Raw genomic sequence first — 16,732 nt, forward strand, 5'->3', positions numbered from 1 at the left:
GTAGATTCTCCCCATGACGTCCCCGGCCCGGATGCGCCCCCAGCATCCCGAGACCCACCGGGTGACCGACCTCACCGCCACGTTCTCGCTGGTCACGGACGCGCTCGATCCCGCGCTCGTCGTCACCGGCGTCACCGTCTCGAGCGGCGACGTCGCACCCGGCGACCTGTTCGTCGCCGTCCCCGGCCTCAAGGTGCACGGCGCGACGTTCGCCCCGCAGGCGGTCGCCGCAGGCGCGGTCGCGGTCGTCACCGACACCGCCGGCGCGGCGCTCGTCCGGGACGCCGGCCTGACCGTGCCCGTGCTCCTCACCGACGACCCGCGGTCCGTGTCGGGTCCGCTGGCGGCGCACGTGCACGGCCACCCGGGTGAGGACCTCGTGACCGTCGGGGTCACGGGCACCAACGGCAAGACCACCACGGCGTACTTCGTGGACGCGGCCCTGCGCGCCGCGCACGCGGTCACGGCGGTGCTCGGCACGGTCGAGCTGCGCGTGGGCGACGACGCCGTCGAGAGCCCTCGCACGACCGTCGAGGCCCCCGCGCTGCAGGCGATCCTCGCGCTGGCGCGCGAGCGGGGCGCCGGTGCGGTCGCCATGGAGGTGTCGTCGCACGCCCTCGCGCTCGGTCGTGTGCGCGGCCTGACGTTCGACGTCGTCGGCTTCACCAACCTGCAGCGCGACCACCTGGACTTCCACGGCGACATGGAGGGGTACTTCCGCGACAAGGCGCGGCTGTTCGACCCCGACCAGGCCCGCCGCGGCGTGGTGGTCGTCGACGACGAGTGGGGCCGCCGCCTCGCGAGCAGCGCACGGATCCCCGTGGAGACGGTCGCGACGCACGTCGACGACCCGCACGCGGCGGACGCCGACTGGGCGGTGGTGTCGGCCGACATCGGTCTCGACGGCGTCGGGTCGTCGTTCGTGCTGCGCGGGCCGGACGGCACCGAGCACGCCGCGGCGAGCCCGCTGCCCGGGCTGGTCAACGTGTCGAACGCCGCGCTCGCGATCGTGCTGGCCCACGCGGCCGGCGTCGACCTCGCGGTCGCGATCGACGCCGTCGCGCACGCGCACGAGATCCCCGGCCGCATGGAGCGTGTGATCGAGCGCGGCGACGGCTGGCCGCTGTGCCTCGTCGACTACGCGCACACGCCTGACGCGCTGGTGCTCGCGCTCGAGGCGGTCCGACCGATCACGCCCGGCCGGCTGATCCTCGTCTTCGGCTCGGACGGCGACCGTGACCAGGGCAAGCGCCCGATCATGGGGCAGGTCGCGGCCCGGCTGGCCGACGTGCTGGTCGTCACCGACGAGAACCCCCGCTCCGAGGACCCCGCGACGATCCGCGCCGCGATCCTCGAAGGCGTGCACGCCGAGCGCCCGTCCGGCGCCGACGTGCACGAGGCGACGAGCCGCGCCCAGGCCATCCGCGACGCCCTCGCCCTGGCGACCGACCAGGACACCGTGATCGTCACGGGCAAGGGCCACGAACCCACACAGGAGATCGCCGGCGTGTTCCACCGGTACAACGACCGCGACGTCTACCTCGCGGCCAAGGCCGAGCGCTCGTCCGCACGGGCGGAGCAGCACGCGTGATCGCCCTGACAGCGGCCGAGATCGCGGCCGCCACGGGTGGAGTGCTGCGCCCCGACGTCGACCCCGCGCTGGTCGTCGCGGGTCCCGTGGTCGTCGACTCGCGCGAGGTCGAGCCGGGCGGGCTGTTCGTCGCCCTGCCGGGCGAGCACGTGGACGGGCACGACTACGCCGCGGGGGCCGTCGCGGCCGGTGCGGCGCTCGTGCTCGCGGCGCGCGACGTGCCCGGGCCCGAAGGGCAGCCTCTGCCGACGGTCGTGGTGCCGGACGTGGAGCGTGCGCTCGGCGACCTCGCGCGCGAGGTGCTCGTGCGCCTGCGCGCCGCGTCGCTCGAGCCCGGGTCGCCCGGTCTGCGCGTCGTGGGCATCACGGGCTCGGTCGGCAAGACGACGACGAAGGACCTGCTCGCGCAGCTGTGCGGGAGCGCGGGTCCGACGGTCGCGCCCGTGCGGTCGTTCAACAACGAGATCGGGCTCCCGCTCACGGTGCTGAAGGCCGACGAGGCCACGCGGTTCCTGGTCCTGGAGATGGGCGCGAGCGGCATCGGCCACCTCACGTACCTCACCGACATCGCGCCGCCCGACGTCGCCGTCGTGCTGGTCGTCGGCCAGGCCCACCTGGGCGGGTTCGGTGGCATCGAGGCGGTCGCGCGTGCCAAGAGCGAGATCGTCCAGGGCCTCGTGCCCGACGGCGTGGCCGTGCTCAACGCCGACGACCTGCGCGTCATGGCGATGGCGGAGCTCGCCCCGGGCGACGTCGTGACGTTCGGCGCGTCGGCCGGCGCGGACGTGCGGGCGCGCGACGTCGTCGTCGACCGCACCGGGCGGGCGCGCTTCACGCTCGAGGCGCGCGACGGCGACGGCGGCACGCGCTCGGTGCCCGTCGAGCTGCGCCTCGTCGGCGAGCACCACGTGCACAACGCGCTCGCCGCCGCGACCGCGGGCCTCGCGGTCGGCCTGACCCTCGACGAGGTCGCCGCCGGGCTCAGCGCCGCGGACGCGCTCAGTCCGCACCGCATGCACGTCGTCGAGCGTCCTGACGGTGTGACCGTCGTCGACGACTCCTACAACGCCAACCCGGACTCGATGCGCGCCGCGCTGAAGGCGCTCGCCGTGCTCGCGGGCCGCGACCGGCGTTCGATCGCGGTCCTCGGGGAGATGCTCGAGCTCGGCGACGAGCACCGCGAGGCGCACGACGCGATCGGGCGCCTCGTCGTCCGGCTCAACATCGGTCTCACGGTCGTCGTCGGCGAGGGCGCGCGCGCGATCCGCGACGGCGCGAACCACGAGGGCTCGTGGGGCGACGAGGTGCTGCTCGCGGACGACGTCGACGCCGCGGCGCAGTTCCTCGAGGGTGAGCTGCGCCCCGGTGACGTGGTGCTCGTGAAGTCGTCGTACGGCGCGGGGCTGTGGCAGCTCGGCGACCTGCTCGTCGGTGAGGTCGCCCGGTGATCGCGGTCCTCATCGCCGGTGGGCTCTCGATGCTCATCGCGCTGCTCGGCACGCCGCTGTTCATCCGCTTCCTCGTCGCGCGCCAGTACGGGCAGTTCATCCGCCAGGACGGACCGACCGCGCACTTCACGAAGCGCGGGACGCCGACGATGGGCGGCGTCGTCATCATCGGCGCGACGCTGCTCGGGTTCGCCGGCGCGCAGATGGCGACGGGCACGCTGCCGTCGGCGTCGGCCGTGCTCGTGCTGTTCCTCATGACGGGTCTCGGCGTCGTCGGGTTCCTCGACGACTACATCAAGATCTCGCGGCAGCGCAGCCTCGGCCTCAAGGCCCGCTGGAAGATCGTGGGTCAGGGGCTCGTCGGCGTCGTGTTCTCGGTCGCGGCGCTGCAGTTCCCGAACGAGAAGTTCCGCACGCCCGCGTCGACGCACATCTCGTTCATCCGGGACACGAACATCGACCTGGCCTTCGCGGGCGCGACGGTCGGGCTCATCCTCTTCGTCGTGTGGGCGAACTTCCTCATCACGGCCTGGTCGAACGCGGTGAACCTCACCGACGGTCTCGACGGGCTCGCGACCGGCGTCTCCCTCATCGTGTTCGGCGCGTACGTCGTCGTCGGCGTGTGGCAGAACAACCAGAGCTGCCAGAACCTCCTGACGGCCGGCCCGAGCTGCTACGAGACGCGCGACCCCATGTCGCTCGCGGTGGTCGCGGCCGCGATCACGGGTGCGTGCTTCGGCTTCCTCTGGTGGAACGCGAGCCCCGCGAAGATCTTCATGGGCGACACCGGGGCGCTCGCGCTCGGCGGGGCGCTCGCGGGTCTCTCGATCCTGTCCCGCACCGAGATCCTCGCAGCGATCATCGGCGGCCTGTTCGTGCTCGTCGTGCTCTCCGACGTCATCCAGATCGGCTTCTTCCGGCTCACCGGGAAACGCGTCTTCAAGATGGCGCCGCTGCACCACCACTTCGAGCTGTCGGGGTGGGGCGAGGTCACCATCGTCATCCGGTTCTGGCTCATCGCCGGGTTGTTCGTCGCGCTCGGCGTCGGGATCTTCTACGCCGAGTGGGTGGCCGGCTAGGTGGCGGTCCCCGACCTGGAGGGCGCCCGCGTCGTCGTCGCCGGCATGGGGGTGTCGGGCCGCGCCGCGGCCGAGGTGCTCGCGTCGCGCGGCGCACGCGTCGTCCCCGTCGACGACGCGGCCGGTGACGTGCTGTCCACCGACGAGCTGCTCGCGGGCGACGTCCTCGACCGGACCGACCTCGTCGTCGCGTCGCCGGGTCTCGCACCCCACCACCCGCTGCTGCGCGCCGCGACCGAGCGCTCGGTGCCGGTGTGGAGCGAGGTCGAGCTCGCGTGGCAGGTGCGCGTCGCGACGTCCGGGGGCGCGCCTGCGCCGTGGCTCGCGGTCACGGGCACGAACGGCAAGACGACGACCGTCGGCATGCTCGAGTCGATCCTGCAGGCCGCCGGGCGCGCGACGGCGGCCGTCGGGAACGTCGGGACGCCCGTCGTGCTCGCGGCGACCGACCCGACGCTCGACGTGCTCGCCGTCGAGCTCTCGAGCTTCCAGCTGCACCACACGTACGCGATGTCCGCGCAGGCCGCCGCCGTGCTCAACGTCGCAGCCGACCACCTCGACTGGCACGGGACGCTCGACGCGTACGCCGCCGCGAAGGGGCGCATCTACGAGCGCGCGCAGGTCGCGTGCGTCTACAACGCGGCCGACCCGATGACCGAGCACCTCGTGCGCGAGGCGGACGTCGTCGACGGCTGCGTCGCGGTCGGCTTCACGACGGGCACGCCGAGCGTCGGGCAGGTCGGCCTCGTCGAGGACGTGCTCGTCGACCGCGGGTTCGCGCGGCTGCGCCACACGCACGCGGCCGAGCTCGGCACGCTCGCCGACCTGCACCGGCTCGCCGGGCCCGACGGTGCGGTGCCGCCGCACGTCGTCGCCGACGCGCTGGCCGCGGGAGCGCTCGCGCTGGCGCACGGCGTCGAGCCGCAGGACGTGCGCGACGGGCTGCGCGCCTACGCACCCGGGGCGCACCGCATCGCCCCCGTCGACGTGGTCGACGGTGTCGCGTACGTCGACGACTCGAAGGCCACCAACGCGCACGCCGCGGCCGCGTCGCTCGCGTCGTTCGCCCCGGGCAGCGTCGTCTGGGTCGCGGGCGGGCTCGCGAAGGGCGCGACGTTCGACGAGCTCGTCGCGAGCCGCCGGGACCGCCTGCGTGGCGTCGTGCTCATCGGCGCCGACCGCGAGCCGCTGCGCGACGCGCTCGCCCGACACGCACCGGACGTCCCGGTCGTCGAGGTCGACCCCGGTGACACTGGGGCGGTGATGACCCTCGCCGTGCACGAGGCCCGACGGCTCGCGTCGGGCGCCCCCGCCGACGCCGTCACCGTCCTGCTCGCACCGGCGTGCGCGTCGATGGACCAGTTCGCGTCGTACGCCGAGCGCGGCGACCGGTTCGCCGACGCCGTGCGCGCGCTGCGCGAGGAGGGCTGACCCGATGGCCGACACCGCGACCGCGACGGCCGAGCCGCGCGGCTCGGCGCTCGGGCAGTGGAACTCCGCCGTCACGAGCTACTACGTGCTGCTCGGCGCCACGACGCTCCTGCTCGTCATCGGGCTCGTCATGGTCCTGTCGAGCTCGAGCGTCGAGTCGCTCGACGAGGGCAACTCGCCGTACGCGGTGTTCGCCGACCAGGCCAAGTTCGCGCTCATCGGCCTGCCCCTGCTCGTGATCCTGTCGCGCGTCCCCGTCCGCGTCATGCAGGCGTTCGCGTGGCCCGTGCTGGGCGCCGCGATCATCTTCCAGCTCCTGGTGTTCGTGCCCGGGCTCGGCTGCGGCGAGGGCGGCAACCGCAACTGGGTCTGCGTCGGCGGCATGTCCGCGCAGCCGTCGGAGGCGATCAAGCTCGCGCTCGCCGTGTGGCTCGGGGCCGTGCTCGCCCGCAAGCTGCCGCTCCTGCACGAGTGGAAGCACGCGCTGATCCCCGTCGTCCCGATCGCCGGCCTGGCGGTGCTCGTGGTCCTCGCCGGTCACGACCTCGGCACGGCGCTCGTCCTGCTCATGCTCGTCGCCGGGGCGCTGTTCGTCGCCGGGGTGCCGTTGCGGATGTTCGGCCTCGCCGCGGTCGCCGGTGCCGCCCTCGCCTTCGTGCTGACCGTGACGAGCGACAACCGGACGGACCGCATCACCTCGTGGCTGTCCACCGAGGGCTGCGACACGAGCAGCGCCTGCTACCAGACGCTGCACGGCGGCTGGGGTCTCGCGAGCGGCGGCTGGGGCGGCCTCGGGCTGGGGGAGAGCCGTGAGAAGTGGTCCTACCTGCCCGCGGCGCACAACGACTTCATCTTCGCGATCATCGGTGAGGAGCTGGGACTGATCGGCACGCTGCTCGTCCTCGGACTGTTCGGCCTCATGGCACTGGCGATGGTGCGCGTCATCCGCCGCCACCCGGACCCGTTCGTCCAGATCACGACGGGCGCGGTGCTGTGCTGGATCATCGGCCAGGCGTTCGTCAACGTCGCCGTCGTGATCGGCCTCGCGCCCGTCATCGGCCTGCCGCTGCCGCTCGTGTCGGCGGGCGGTTCCGCGCTCATCATGACGATGGCGGCGCTCGGCGTCGTCATCTCGTTCGCGCGGTCCGAGCCCGGCGCGGCCGAGGCCCTCGCGGCCCGACCCAGCGTCGTGCGGCGGTCGCTCGCGGTGATCGGGCGGTCCCGTGGCTGACGCGACGCCGGGTGCCGTCCTGCTCGCGGGCGGCGGCACCGCGGGCCACGTGAACCCCCTGCTCGCCGTCGCGGACGCGGTCGCGGCCCGCCGCCCGGGCGTCGTCCTGCGCGTGCTCGGCACGGCCGAGGGCCTCGAGTCGACGCTCGTGCCGCAGCACGGGCTCACGCTCGACGTCGTGCCGCGCGTCCCGCTCCCGCGACGCCCGACCCCCGACTACCTGCGCCTGCCGACGCGCCTGCGCGCGGCCGTCGACGCGGCCGGTGCGGCGATCGACGCGATCGGCGCGGACGTCGTCGTCGGCTTCGGCGGCTACGTCGCGACCCCGGCCTACCTCGCGGCGCGGCGCCGGGGCGTCCCCGTCGTCGTGCACGAGCAGAACGCGCGTCCCGGCCTCGCGAACCGGCTCGGTGCCCGCTGGGCAGCCGAGGTCGCGGTGACGTTCCCTGGCACCCAGCTCCCGCGTGCGCAGGTCACCGGCCTGCCGCTGCGGGCCGCCGTCGCCGACCTGGTCGCCGCACGGACGGCCGACGCCGTCGAGTCGCGCCGCGCCGCCGCCGAGGTGCTCGGGCTCGACCCCGACCTGCCGACGCTGCTCGTGTCGGGCGGCTCGCTGGGGGCCGTCTCGGTCAACACGGCGGTCTCGGGCGCGGCAGCCGACCTGCTCGCGGGCGGCGCCCAGGTGCTGCACCTCACAGGGCGCGGCAAGGCCGACGCGGTGCGGACCGCGATCGAGGGTGTGCCCGGTGCCGAGCGGTACCAGGTGCGCGAGTACCTCGCCGACATGCACCTCGCGCTGGCCGTGGCCGACCTCGCCGTCGGACGGTCCGGGGCTGGCACGGTGTGCGAGCTGGCAGCCCTCGGCATCCCTGCGGTGTACGTGCCGTTGCCCGTCGGCAACGGTGAGCAGCGGCTCAACGCGGCGCCCGTCGTCGCGGCGGGCGGCGGCCTGCTGGTCGACGACGACTCGCTCACGTCCGCCTGGGTCAGCACGCACGTCCCGCGGCTGCTCGTCGGTGACGACGCCGTCGCGACGCGCGCGCGCATGGCCGCGGCGGCGGCGTCGGTCGGCGTGCGCGACGCCGCGGACCGGGTCGCCGCGCTCGTCGAGCGACACCTGCCGGGAGGGGCCGCGTGACCGCGACGGTGGCGGACCTCGGTCGCGTGCACCTGGTCGGCGTGGGCGGTGCGGGCATGTCCGCCATCGCCGCGCTGCTCGCCGCGCGCGGCCTGCACGTGAGCGGCTCGGACGCGGCCGACGGTCCGGCACTGCCGGGCCTCCGCTCCGCCGGGGTGGCCGTGCACGTCGGCCACGACGCCGCGTTCGTCGCGGACGCCGACACGGTCGTCGTGTCCTCGGCCGTCCGCGAGTCGAACCCGGAGCTCGCCGCGGCCCGAGCCGCCGGGCTGCAGGTGCTGCACCGCTCGGAGGCGCTCGCCGCGCTCATGGCGGACCGCGACGCCGTCGCGGTCGCGGGGGCGCACGGCAAGACGACGACCTCGGCGATGGTCGCGACAACGCTGCTGCACGCCGGCGCCGACCCGTCGTTCGCGATCGGGGGCACGGTCCTCACGTCCGACGGCGCGCTCGGGGGCAGCCGCGACGGCAGCGGACCGGCGTTCGTCGCCGAGGCGGACGAGTCCGACGGGTCGTTCCTCGCGTACCAGCCGCTCGTCGCGGTCGTCACCAACGTCGAGCCCGACCACCTGGACCACTACGGCTCGCGCGAGGCGTTCGAGGACGCGTTCGTCGCGTTCGCGCGGCGCATCCGGCCGGGTGGCGTGCTCGTGGCGTGCGCCGACGACGACGGTGCGGCGCGGCTCGTCGCGACGGTCGCGCAGGAGCTCGCCGACGCGTCGGTGACGGTCGTGACCTACGGCCGGTCGGACGACGCCGACGTGCGGGTCGGCGACCTGCGTCCTGCGGGCGACGGCTGGGCCGTCGACCTCGAGACCGACGCGGTGCCGGTCACCGTGCACCTCGCCGTGCCGGGTGAGCACAACGCGCTCAACGCGGCGGCCGCGTGGGCGGCGACGCGCGCGCTCGGCGTGGACCCGCTCGAGGCGGCACGCGCGCTCGGCGAGTTCCGCGGCACGGGTCGCCGGTTCGAGGACCGCGGGACCGTGGGCGGCGTGCGTGTCGTGGACGACTACGCGCACCACCCGACGGAGGTCGCCGCGATCCTGCGGGCCGCACGCTCGGTCGTCGGCGACGGCCGTGTCCTCGTGCTGTTCCAACCGCACCTCTTCTCCCGCACGCGCACGTTCGCGCGCGAGTTCGGTGCCGCTCTCGACCTGGCGGACGTCGTGGTCGTGACGGACGTGTACGCGGCGCGTGAGGACCCGGACCCGAGCGTCACGGGTGGCCTGCTCGTCGAGCACGTGCCGACCGCCGGTCGAGCCACCTTCGTCCCGGACCGTCTCGACGCCGCGCGCGCGATCGCCGCGGCCGCGCGTCCCGGCGACCTGCTGATGACCGTGGGCGCCGGTGACGTGACGGCCCTCGTGCCCGTCGTGCTGGAGACGCTGCGGACCCTGCCCTCGCCGGGAGGGGGACGGCCGTGAGCCCGTCGCGCCCGCCGAAGCCGCGCGTGGCGCCGCCGTCGCGGCCGCGCGCGGTGCCGGCGGCGCGACAGGACGGTGCGTCCGACGGATCCCGACCGGCGACGCCCGGGCAGGGGACCGGTGAGTCCTCCGCCCCGACCAGCGCGAGCACGGGCCGCGCGGCTCGCAGTGGCAGCGCGTCGCGGGACGCGAGCGGCACGCGGGACGCGGGCACGGCACGCGCGGCCGGTCCCGCACGGGACCCGGGCGCGTCGCGCGCCGCACACCCCGGGCCGGCGCCCTCTCGGGGAGGTTCCGCGGCCGCGTCCGGCAGCGCCGACGCGTCCACGACGTTCGGGCGTGCCGTCACGACGTACACCGCGGGCGGGCGGGGCCTGACCGGCCGCGGGGGGCCGGTCGCGCCGCCCGTCGTGTCGTCGAGCTCGGCCGCACGGTTCGAGGAGCGGGCGCGTGCGCGCCGGTCGCGCTCGCGGCGCAAGGTCGCGACGGTCGCCGGGGGAGCGGTCGCGGCGGGCACGCTCGGGTGGCTGCTGCTGCTGTCGCCGGTGCTCGCGCTGGACCCGCAGGACGTGCGTGTCGAGGGTGCGGGCACGGTGGTCGCGGTCGACCAGGTGCTCGACGTCGTGGACGCGCACGCCGGCACGCCGCTGCCGCGGCTCGACACCGTGCGCCTGCGCGACGAGGTGCTCGAGGTCCCGGGCGTGCGCGAGGCGCGCGTGACGCGTGGCTGGCCGCACGGGCTGCTCGTGGTCCTCGTCGCGCGCGAGCCGGTCGCGGCGGTGCCCGAGCCGGCCGAGGGCGGCTTCGCGCTCCTCGACATGGAGGGCGTCCAGGTGGGCCGGGTCGACACCGCCCCGGACGGGCTGCCGGTGGTCGACGTGCCGGTCGGCGACGCGCGCACGCTGTCCGCGGTCCTCGCGGTGCTCGAGCAGCTGCCCCCGGACCTGCTCGCGCAGGTGCAGGGCGTGTCGGCGCGCACGCAGGACACGGTCACCATGCAGCTGCGCGACGGCGTGCGGGTGGACTGGGGGGCCGCGTCGGAGACGCCGCTCAAGATCGCGGTGCTGTCGACCCTGCGGTCGTCGGGTGCGGCAACGGGGGCGACGGTGATCGACGTCTCGGCCCCGCGTCTGCCGATCACACGGTGACGTGGCGGGCGGCGCGGCGGCGTCCGCGCAGCGTCCGGAACACGTCGCGCGACACGCGGCGTGGTGCGTTGAACACGGCGCGTGCGGCACCTAGCGTCACGCACTGACAGCACGCCTGACATAACTCTAACCCTCAACCTGAACCTGAAGGTTGAACCTCGACCGCGGCGTGTCGCGGTCACCCTCGCGGGCAGCACCCCGCGACCGGCTCGGAACGAGAGGCACCCACCGTGGCAGCTCCGCAGAACTACCTGGCGGTCATCAAGGTCGTCGGCATCGGCGGCGGCGGCGTCAACGCCGTGAACCGCATGATCGAGGTCGGCCTCAAGGGTGTCGAGTTCATCGCCGTCAACACCGACGCCCAGGCCCTGCTCATGTCCGACGCCGACGTCAAGCTCGACGTCGGCCGCGAGCTCACGCGCGGGCTCGGCGCAGGCGCCGACCCCGAGGTCGGCAAGAAGGCCGCCGAGGACCACGCCGAGGAGATCGAGGACGTCCTGCGCGGCGCCGACATGGTCTTCGTGACCGCGGGTGAGGGCGGCGGCACGGGCACCGGCGGTGCGCCGGTCGTCGCGCGCATCGCCCGCTCGCTCGGCGCCCTGACGATCGGCGTCGTGACGCGTCCGTTCACGTTCGAGGGCCGTCGTCGCTCGGTGCAGGCCGACACGGGCATCGAGGCGCTGCGGGCCGAGGTCGACACGCTCATCGTCATCCCGAACGACCGCCTGCTGTCGATCTCCGACCGCAACGTGTCGGTGCTCGACGCGTTCCACTCCGCCGACCAGGTGCTGCTGTCCGGCGTGCAGGGCATCACCGACCTCATCACGACCCCGGGTCTGATCAACCTCGACTTCGCGGACGTGAAGTCCGTCATGCAGGGCGCGGGCTCCGCGCTCATGGGCATCGGGTTCGCGCGCGGCGAGGACCGTGCGGTGCAGGCCGCCGAGATGGCGATCTCGTCGCCGCTGCTCGAGGCCAGCATCGACGGCGCGCACGGCGTGCTGCTCTCGATCCAGGGCGGATCCGACCTCGGCCTGTTCGAGATCAACGAGGCCGCGCGCCTCGTGCAGGAGGCCGCGCACCCCGAGGCGAACATCATCTTCGGTGCGGTCATCGACGACGCCCTGGGCGACGAGGTCCGCGTGACCGTCATCGCGGCCGGGTTCGACGGCGGCGGCCCGGTCGTGCGACGCGACTCGCGCGCGCTCGGCCAGGTCAGCGGTGCCTCGGTCCGCTCGGTCCCGTCCGTCCCGTCGGTGCCCACGCCGCGTCCCGTCGTCGACCCCGAGGACGAGGTCCTGCCCGTCGGCGCGTACGGGCAGTCGCGCACCGTGCGGCCCGCGGCGCAGCCCGAGGTGCCCGCGTTCCTGTCGACCGAGGCCGAGCCCACGCCGATCACCGGTGCGCTCGAGGTGCCGCGCATCTTCACCGAGGACGCGCCGCGCCGGGAGCGCGAGGAGCTCGACGTCCCCGACTTCCTCAAGTAAGCGGTGCCGGGCGAGCTGGCCGTGCTGGCCGTGGACCTCGGCCCGGGCGTCCGGGCCGGGTTCACGACGCGGGCCGGCGGCGTGAGCCGTGCGCCGTACGACGCGCTCAACCTCGGTGCGGGCGTCGCCGACGACCCGTCGGCCGTGGCGGAGAACCGGCGCCGCGTCGCGCGCTGGGTCGGCGCACCGGTGGCGTACGGCACGCAGGTGCACGGTCGGGAGGTCGCGGTCGTGCGTGCCCCGGCCGAGGACGACGACCCGCTCAGGTCGGTCGGCGAGGTCGACGCGATCGTCGGCGTCGCCCCGGGCGTCGCGGTCGGCGTGCTCGTCGCGGACTGCGTGCCGGTGCTGCTCGCCGACGCGGAGGCCGGACTGGTCGCCGCGGTGCACGCCGGGCGGCGGGGGCTGGTCGCGGGCGTCGTGCAGGCGGCCGTCGACGCGCTCGCCCTCGCGGGCGCCGATCGGGAGCGCGTGCGCGCCGCGGTCGGTCCGTGCATCGCGGGCGCGTCCTACGAGGTGCCCGCCGACCTGCGCGACGAGGTGGCCGCCGCGGTCCCGGAGACGTCCGCGACGACGGCGTGGGGCACGCCTGCGCTCGACCTGCCCGCCGGTGTCGCGGCGGTGCTGCGCCGCGCCGGCGTGCGGGCGGTGCAGCGTGTCGAGCGCGACACGTTCACCGGCCCCGACCTCTTCTCCTTCCGCCGCGACGGCACGACGGGCCGGCTCGCGGGGGTCGTGCGCGCTCCGGGCTGACCAGCGACGCGACCCGATCGGGCGAGTCCGGCGCGTCGCGGGCGTGTCGCGGTGGCGGTCCGCGGGCCCGTTGCTAGCGTGACCGTCGGAGGGAGCCCGTCGCTCCCGGTACCGGTGTCGCCGGTGCCGGTCGGCGGGACCGGGAAGGCCGGAGAGATCCGGGGAGGGAGCCACAGGCGATGGCCGGAGCGCTGCGCAAGACGATGCTGTACCTCGGTCTGGCCGACGACCGGTCCGAGCACGAGGAGTACCTCGAGGACCTCGACGGAGGGGACGTCGCCGTGGAGCACGAGTACGAGGCACAGGTCACGCCGCTGCACCGCCCGGTGCCGCGCACGCCCGCCCCGGCGCCCGCGCCGGCGCCGGTCGCGCACGACCTGCGTCGCATCACCACGATCCACCCGCGCTCGTACAACGACGCGCGCAAGATCGGTGAGGCGTTCCGCGAGGGCACGCCGGTGATCATGAACCTCACGGACATGGACGACGCGGACGCCAAGCGTCTCGTCGACTTCTCCGCGGGCCTGATCTTCGGCCTGCACGGTGCGATCGAGCGCGTGACGAGCAAGGTCTTCCTGCTCTCGCCCGCGCACGTCGAGGTCGCGGGCGACGCCGCGCCCGCGGAGTCGCAGGCCGGACGCTCCGGCTTCTACAACCAGAGCTGACGTGCGCCTGCTCTTCAGCGTCCTGTACCTGGTCGTCCTCGCGTTCTTCCTGCTGCTGCTCGTGCGTCTCGTGCTGGACTGGGTCCAGTTCTTCGCGCGCGACTGGCGCCCCCGCGGTGTGGCGCTCGTCATCGCCGAGGCGACGTACACGGTGACGGACCCGCCGCTGAAGGCGCTGCGACGGGTCCTCCCGCCCGTCGGGATCGGGTCCATCCGGCTCGACCTGGCGTTCTTCGTGCTGGTCCTCGGATGCTCGCTGCTGATGGCGGTCCTGGGCAACCTGGCCGCATGATCACGCGCCCCGCGACCCACCGACGGACCGTGTCCACGCCCGGTCCAGCCGTGTGTCGAGGGACGTGTCCCCGCTGCAATCTCCGCTACGGTGGCCCGAGGCGGTCGGTCGACCGCCGCGGCCCGACCGAGCTCGACCGACAGAGGTGACGACGATGGCACTGCTGACCGCAGACGACGTCCTGAACAAGAAGTTCCAGGCGACGAAGTTCCGCGAGGGGTACGACCAGGACGAGGTCGACGACTTCCTGGACGAGGTCGTCAACACGCTGCGCGAGCTCCAGAACGAGAACGAGGACCTCAAGACGAAGCTCGCCGCCGCCGAGCGCCGGATCGCCGAGCTGAGCCGTGCCGGCGCGCAGCAGGCCGCTCCCGCGCCGAAGCCCGAGCCGGTCCCCGAGCTGCAGAAGCCGCAGCCCGCCCCCGTGGTCGCCCCCGTCGCACCGGTCGCCCCGCAGCGTCCGAGCGAGCCCGAGTCGGCGACGGGCATGCTCGCCCTCGCGCAGAAGCTGCACGACGACTACGTGCGCAGCGGCCAGGAGGAGAGCGACCGCCTCGTCGGCGAGGCCAAGACGCAGGCCAACCGCATCGTCCGCGAGGCGGAGGAGACGTCGCAGCGCACGCTGGGCCAGCTGGAGCAGGAGCGCTCGCTCCTCGAGCGCAAGATCGACGAGCTGCGGGTGTTCGAGCGCGACTACCGCACGCGTCTCAAGAGCTACCTCGAGAACCTGCTGGGCGACCTCGACAACCGTGGCAACGCGCTGCCGCCGCGCTCCGGTCAGGTGCAGCCGGTCGGGGACGGTCAGAACATCTGACCCAGGACGGCGCCGGGCCGCGTCGTCACAGGTCAGCGCAGTACTCGCACGACACACCACGCCGGGGATTCACCCGGCGTGGTGTGTTGTCTCCGGACGTATCCACGCATAAAGTCGCGGGACTTGACGACTTGGGGGGGACCAGGACGTGGCAATCAACGACGCACTGAGCGACGTCGCCGTAGCGGCCGACACGAAGGATCTGGACGAGCGCGTGAAGCAGTTCCCCGTCCGCGACGGCGAGACGCCCTGGACGGCGGCCGAGGTCAAGGAGGTCGCCGACGAGCTGACCTCGGACATCGACCGCCTCACCGGCGAGCTCGCGGCTGCCGACGCGGAGCTGTCCGACCTGCTGCGGAACTCCGGTGACGGCGCCGGCGACGACCAGGCGGACTCGGGCTCGTCGGCGCTCGAGCGCGAGCAGGAGCTCACGCTCGTCAACAACACGCGGGACCTGCTCGCGCAGACGCAGCGCGCGCTCGGCCGGATCTCGGCGGGCACGTTCGGCACGTGCGAGTCGTGCGGCCGCGCCATCGGCAAGGCGCGGGTGCAGGCATTCCCGCGCGCGACGCTGTGCGTCGAGTGCAAGCAGCGGGAGGAGCGTCGCTGACGCGCCCGTAGACTCCTGCGGTGCCTTCCACGACCTCCGGACCTGACGCGTCCGCGACCACGCCTGCGCGCCGCCAGCGGCTCGTGACGACGCTCGTCGTCCTCGCGGCCGCCGTCCTGCTCGTCGACCAGCTCACGAAGCAGTGGGCGCTCGCGTCGCTCGAGGAGGGCGTCCGGCACGAGCTGGTCGGCGACCTGCTGGGGCTGCAGCTCGTCTTCAACCCCGGTGCCGCGCTGGGGATCGCCACGGGCATGACGTGGGTCCTGACGGTCGTCGCGACGGTCGTCGTCGTGGTGGTCGTGCGCGCGTCGCGCCGCATCGGCTCGGCCGCGTGGGCGGTCGCGCTGGGCCTGCTGCTCGGCGGTGCGCTGGGCAACCTCGTCGACCGCTTCCTGCGCGAGCCCGCGTTCGCGCGCGGCGAGGTCGTCGACTTCATCGCGTACGCGAACTGGTTCGTCGGCAACGTCGCCGACATCGCGATCGTCGTCGCGGCGGGCCTGATCGTCCTGCTCGCGGGCCGCGGGGTGCACCTCGACGGGACGCGCGACAGCGACGCCGCACCCGTCGACGACGCCGCGGAGGACACACCTGCCGCCGAGGCGGGGACGACGAGCGGCGGAACGACCGACGACGGCGGCTCCGTCGCCCGGACGGACTCCCCGGCGGAGCGACCCGGTGCCTGAGGTCCGCGCGCTGCCCGTGCCCGACGGGCTCGCGGGCGAGCGGGTCGACGCCGCGCTGTCCCGGATGCTCGGCCTGTCGCGGACACGTGCCGCGGAGATCGCCGCCGCCGGTGGTGTCCGTGTCGACGGCCGCACGGTCGGCAAGTCGGACCGGCTCGTGGCCGGCGGATGGCTCGAGGTCGAGATCCCGGACCCGCAGGGCCCACCCGCGCCCGCGGTCGTGCCCGAGCCGGTCCCGGGCATGCGGATCGTGCACGACGACGACGAGGTCGTGGTCGTCGACAAGCCCGTGGGCGTCGCCGCGCACCCCTCGCCGGGCTGGACCGGCCCGACGGTCGTCGGTGCGCTGGCCGCCGCGGGGTACCGCATCTCGACGTCGGGTGCCGCCGAGCGGCAGGGTGTCGTGCACCGTCTCGACGTCGGGACGTCGGGGCTCATGGTCGTCGCGAAGAGCGAGCACGCGTACACGGTGCTCAAGCGCGCGTTCAAGGAGCGCACGGTCGAGAAGGTGTACCACGCGCTCGTCCAGGGCCACCCCGAGCCGACGACCGGCACGATCGACGCCCCGATCGGGCGGCACCCGTCGGCGGACTGGAAGTTCGCGGTGGTCGCGGACGGCAAGCCGTCGGTCACGCACTACGAGGTCCTCGAGATGCTCCCGTCGGCGTCGCTCGTCGAGGTGCACCTGGAGACCGGCCGGACGCACCAGATCCGCGTGCACTTCGCGGCGCTGCGGCACCCGTGCGTCGGGGACCTGACGTACGGCGCGGACCCGACGCTCGCGGCCCGCACCGGTCTGTCGCGGCAGTGGCTGCACGCGGTCCGGCTCGGCTTCGAGCACCCGGGGACGGGGCAGTGGCTCGAGGTCACGAGCACCTACCCGGACGACCTCGCGCACGCCCTGGAGACGCTCGGCGCGGGCTACCGCTGACCGT

Annotated in this window: 16 protein-coding genes; all 16 read left to right on the top strand. The window is 74.5% G+C overall.

Translation table 11 applies throughout. The features are described 5' to 3' along the window. The first annotated feature begins 13 nt into the window (after positions 1-13). The 16 genes from GXP71_RS04850 (at position 14) to GXP71_RS04925 (ending at position 16,728) form a co-directional block, all read left to right on the top strand. Entirely contained in the window at positions 14-1,591 is a 1,578-nt protein-coding gene (locus tag GXP71_RS04850) for a UDP-N-acetylmuramoyl-L-alanyl-D-glutamate--2,6-diaminopimelate ligase (protein WP_162351735.1), read from the top strand. Beyond that, on the top strand, positions 1,588-3,039 hold the full coding sequence (murF, locus tag GXP71_RS04855; RefSeq protein WP_162351736.1) for a UDP-N-acetylmuramoyl-tripeptide--D-alanyl-D-alanine ligase: 1,452 nt from the start codon (positions 1,588-1,590) through the stop codon (positions 3,037-3,039). Before GXP71_RS04850 ends, murF begins: the two co-directional genes overlap by 4 nt. Next, a complete protein-coding gene (gene mraY / locus GXP71_RS04860) occupies positions 3,036-4,118 on the top strand; it encodes a phospho-N-acetylmuramoyl-pentapeptide-transferase (protein WP_162351737.1) in 1,083 nt (360 codons plus the stop codon). Before murF ends, mraY begins: the two co-directional genes overlap by 4 nt. Before the next feature lie 45 nt (positions 4,119-4,163). Beyond that, positions 4,164-5,549, top strand: a complete 1,386-nt coding sequence (murD, locus tag GXP71_RS04865) for a UDP-N-acetylmuramoyl-L-alanine--D-glutamate ligase (protein WP_238402720.1) — start codon at positions 4,164-4,166, stop codon at positions 5,547-5,549. Between the two features lie 4 nt (positions 5,550-5,553). Continuing rightward, entirely contained in the window at positions 5,554-6,780 is a 1,227-nt protein-coding gene (ftsW, locus tag GXP71_RS04870) for a putative lipid II flippase FtsW (protein ID WP_162351739.1), read from the top strand. Further along, complete coding sequence (locus GXP71_RS04875) at positions 6,773-7,918, top strand: glycosyltransferase (protein ID WP_162351740.1); 1,146 nt, start codon at positions 6,773-6,775, stop codon at positions 7,916-7,918. Before ftsW ends, GXP71_RS04875 begins: the two co-directional genes overlap by 8 nt. A gap of 56 nt (positions 7,919-7,974) precedes the next feature. Continuing rightward, positions 7,975-9,345 carry a UDP-N-acetylmuramate--L-alanine ligase gene (gene murC / locus GXP71_RS04880; RefSeq protein WP_238402721.1) on the top strand — a complete coding sequence of 457 codons (1,371 nt, stop codon included), beginning with the start codon at positions 7,975-7,977 and terminating at the stop codon, positions 9,343-9,345. Positions 9,346-9,755: 410 nt separating this feature from the next. After that, positions 9,756-10,493, top strand: a complete 738-nt coding sequence (locus GXP71_RS04885; protein ID WP_238402623.1) for a cell division protein FtsQ/DivIB — start codon at positions 9,756-9,758, stop codon at positions 10,491-10,493. A 230-nt stretch (positions 10,494-10,723) separates the two neighbouring features. Beyond that, positions 10,724-11,980, top strand: coding sequence for a cell division protein FtsZ (gene ftsZ / locus GXP71_RS04890; protein WP_162351742.1), 1,257 nt, complete (start codon positions 10,724-10,726; stop codon positions 11,978-11,980). A gap of 21 nt (positions 11,981-12,001) precedes the next feature. Next, positions 12,002-12,733, top strand: a complete 732-nt coding sequence (gene pgeF, locus GXP71_RS04895) for a peptidoglycan editing factor PgeF (RefSeq protein ID WP_162351743.1) — start codon at positions 12,002-12,004, stop codon at positions 12,731-12,733. 179 nt (positions 12,734-12,912) lie between these two features. Further along, positions 12,913-13,398: a cell division protein SepF gene (locus GXP71_RS04900; protein WP_162351744.1), complete on the top strand. Its 486-nt coding sequence runs from the start codon at positions 12,913-12,915 to the stop codon at positions 13,396-13,398. 1 nt (position 13,399) lies between these two features. Beyond that, positions 13,400-13,690, top strand: coding sequence for a YggT family protein (locus tag GXP71_RS04905; protein ID WP_162351745.1), 291 nt, complete (start codon positions 13,400-13,402; stop codon positions 13,688-13,690). Positions 13,691-13,844: 154 nt separating this feature from the next. Next, positions 13,845-14,504 (top strand): DivIVA domain-containing protein, encoded by a 660-nt coding sequence (locus tag GXP71_RS04910; protein WP_162351746.1) that lies wholly within the window; start codon positions 13,845-13,847, stop codon positions 14,502-14,504. Positions 14,505-14,652: 148 nt separating this feature from the next. Continuing rightward, positions 14,653-15,114 (top strand): TraR/DksA family transcriptional regulator, encoded by a 462-nt coding sequence (locus GXP71_RS04915; RefSeq protein WP_162351747.1) that lies wholly within the window; start codon positions 14,653-14,655, stop codon positions 15,112-15,114. 20 nt (positions 15,115-15,134) lie between these two features. Next, positions 15,135-15,797, top strand: a complete 663-nt coding sequence (locus GXP71_RS04920) for a signal peptidase II (protein WP_162351748.1) — start codon at positions 15,135-15,137, stop codon at positions 15,795-15,797. After that, positions 15,790-16,728, top strand: coding sequence for an RluA family pseudouridine synthase (locus tag GXP71_RS04925; protein WP_162351749.1), 939 nt, complete (start codon positions 15,790-15,792; stop codon positions 16,726-16,728). The genes GXP71_RS04920 and GXP71_RS04925 overlap by 8 nt, the downstream gene beginning before the upstream one ends. Positions 16,729-16,732 lie beyond the last annotated feature (4 nt).

Origin of the sequence: Cellulomonas sp. H30R-01, assembly GCF_010119915.1 — a bacterium.
In the GTDB taxonomy this organism is placed as follows: domain Bacteria; phylum Actinomycetota; class Actinomycetes; order Actinomycetales; family Cellulomonadaceae; genus Cellulomonas; species Cellulomonas algicola.

Coding starts and splice junctions, on each gene's coding strand:
- GXP71_RS04900 (WP_162351744.1), top strand. CDS start 12,913: ATGGCCGGAGCGCTGCGCAAGACGATGCTGTACCTCGGTCTGGCCGAC.
- murC (WP_238402721.1), top strand. CDS start 7,975: ATGTCCGCCATCGCCGCGCTGCTCGCCGCGCGCGGCCTGCACGTGAGC.
- GXP71_RS04850 (WP_162351735.1), top strand. CDS start 14: ATGACGTCCCCGGCCCGGATGCGCCCCCAGCATCCCGAGACCCACCGG.
- GXP71_RS04910 (WP_162351746.1), top strand. CDS start 13,845: ATGGCACTGCTGACCGCAGACGACGTCCTGAACAAGAAGTTCCAGGCG.
- ftsW (WP_162351739.1), top strand. CDS start 5,554: ATGGCCGACACCGCGACCGCGACGGCCGAGCCGCGCGGCTCGGCGCTC.
- murD (WP_238402720.1), top strand. CDS start 4,164: ATGGGGGTGTCGGGCCGCGCCGCGGCCGAGGTGCTCGCGTCGCGCGGC.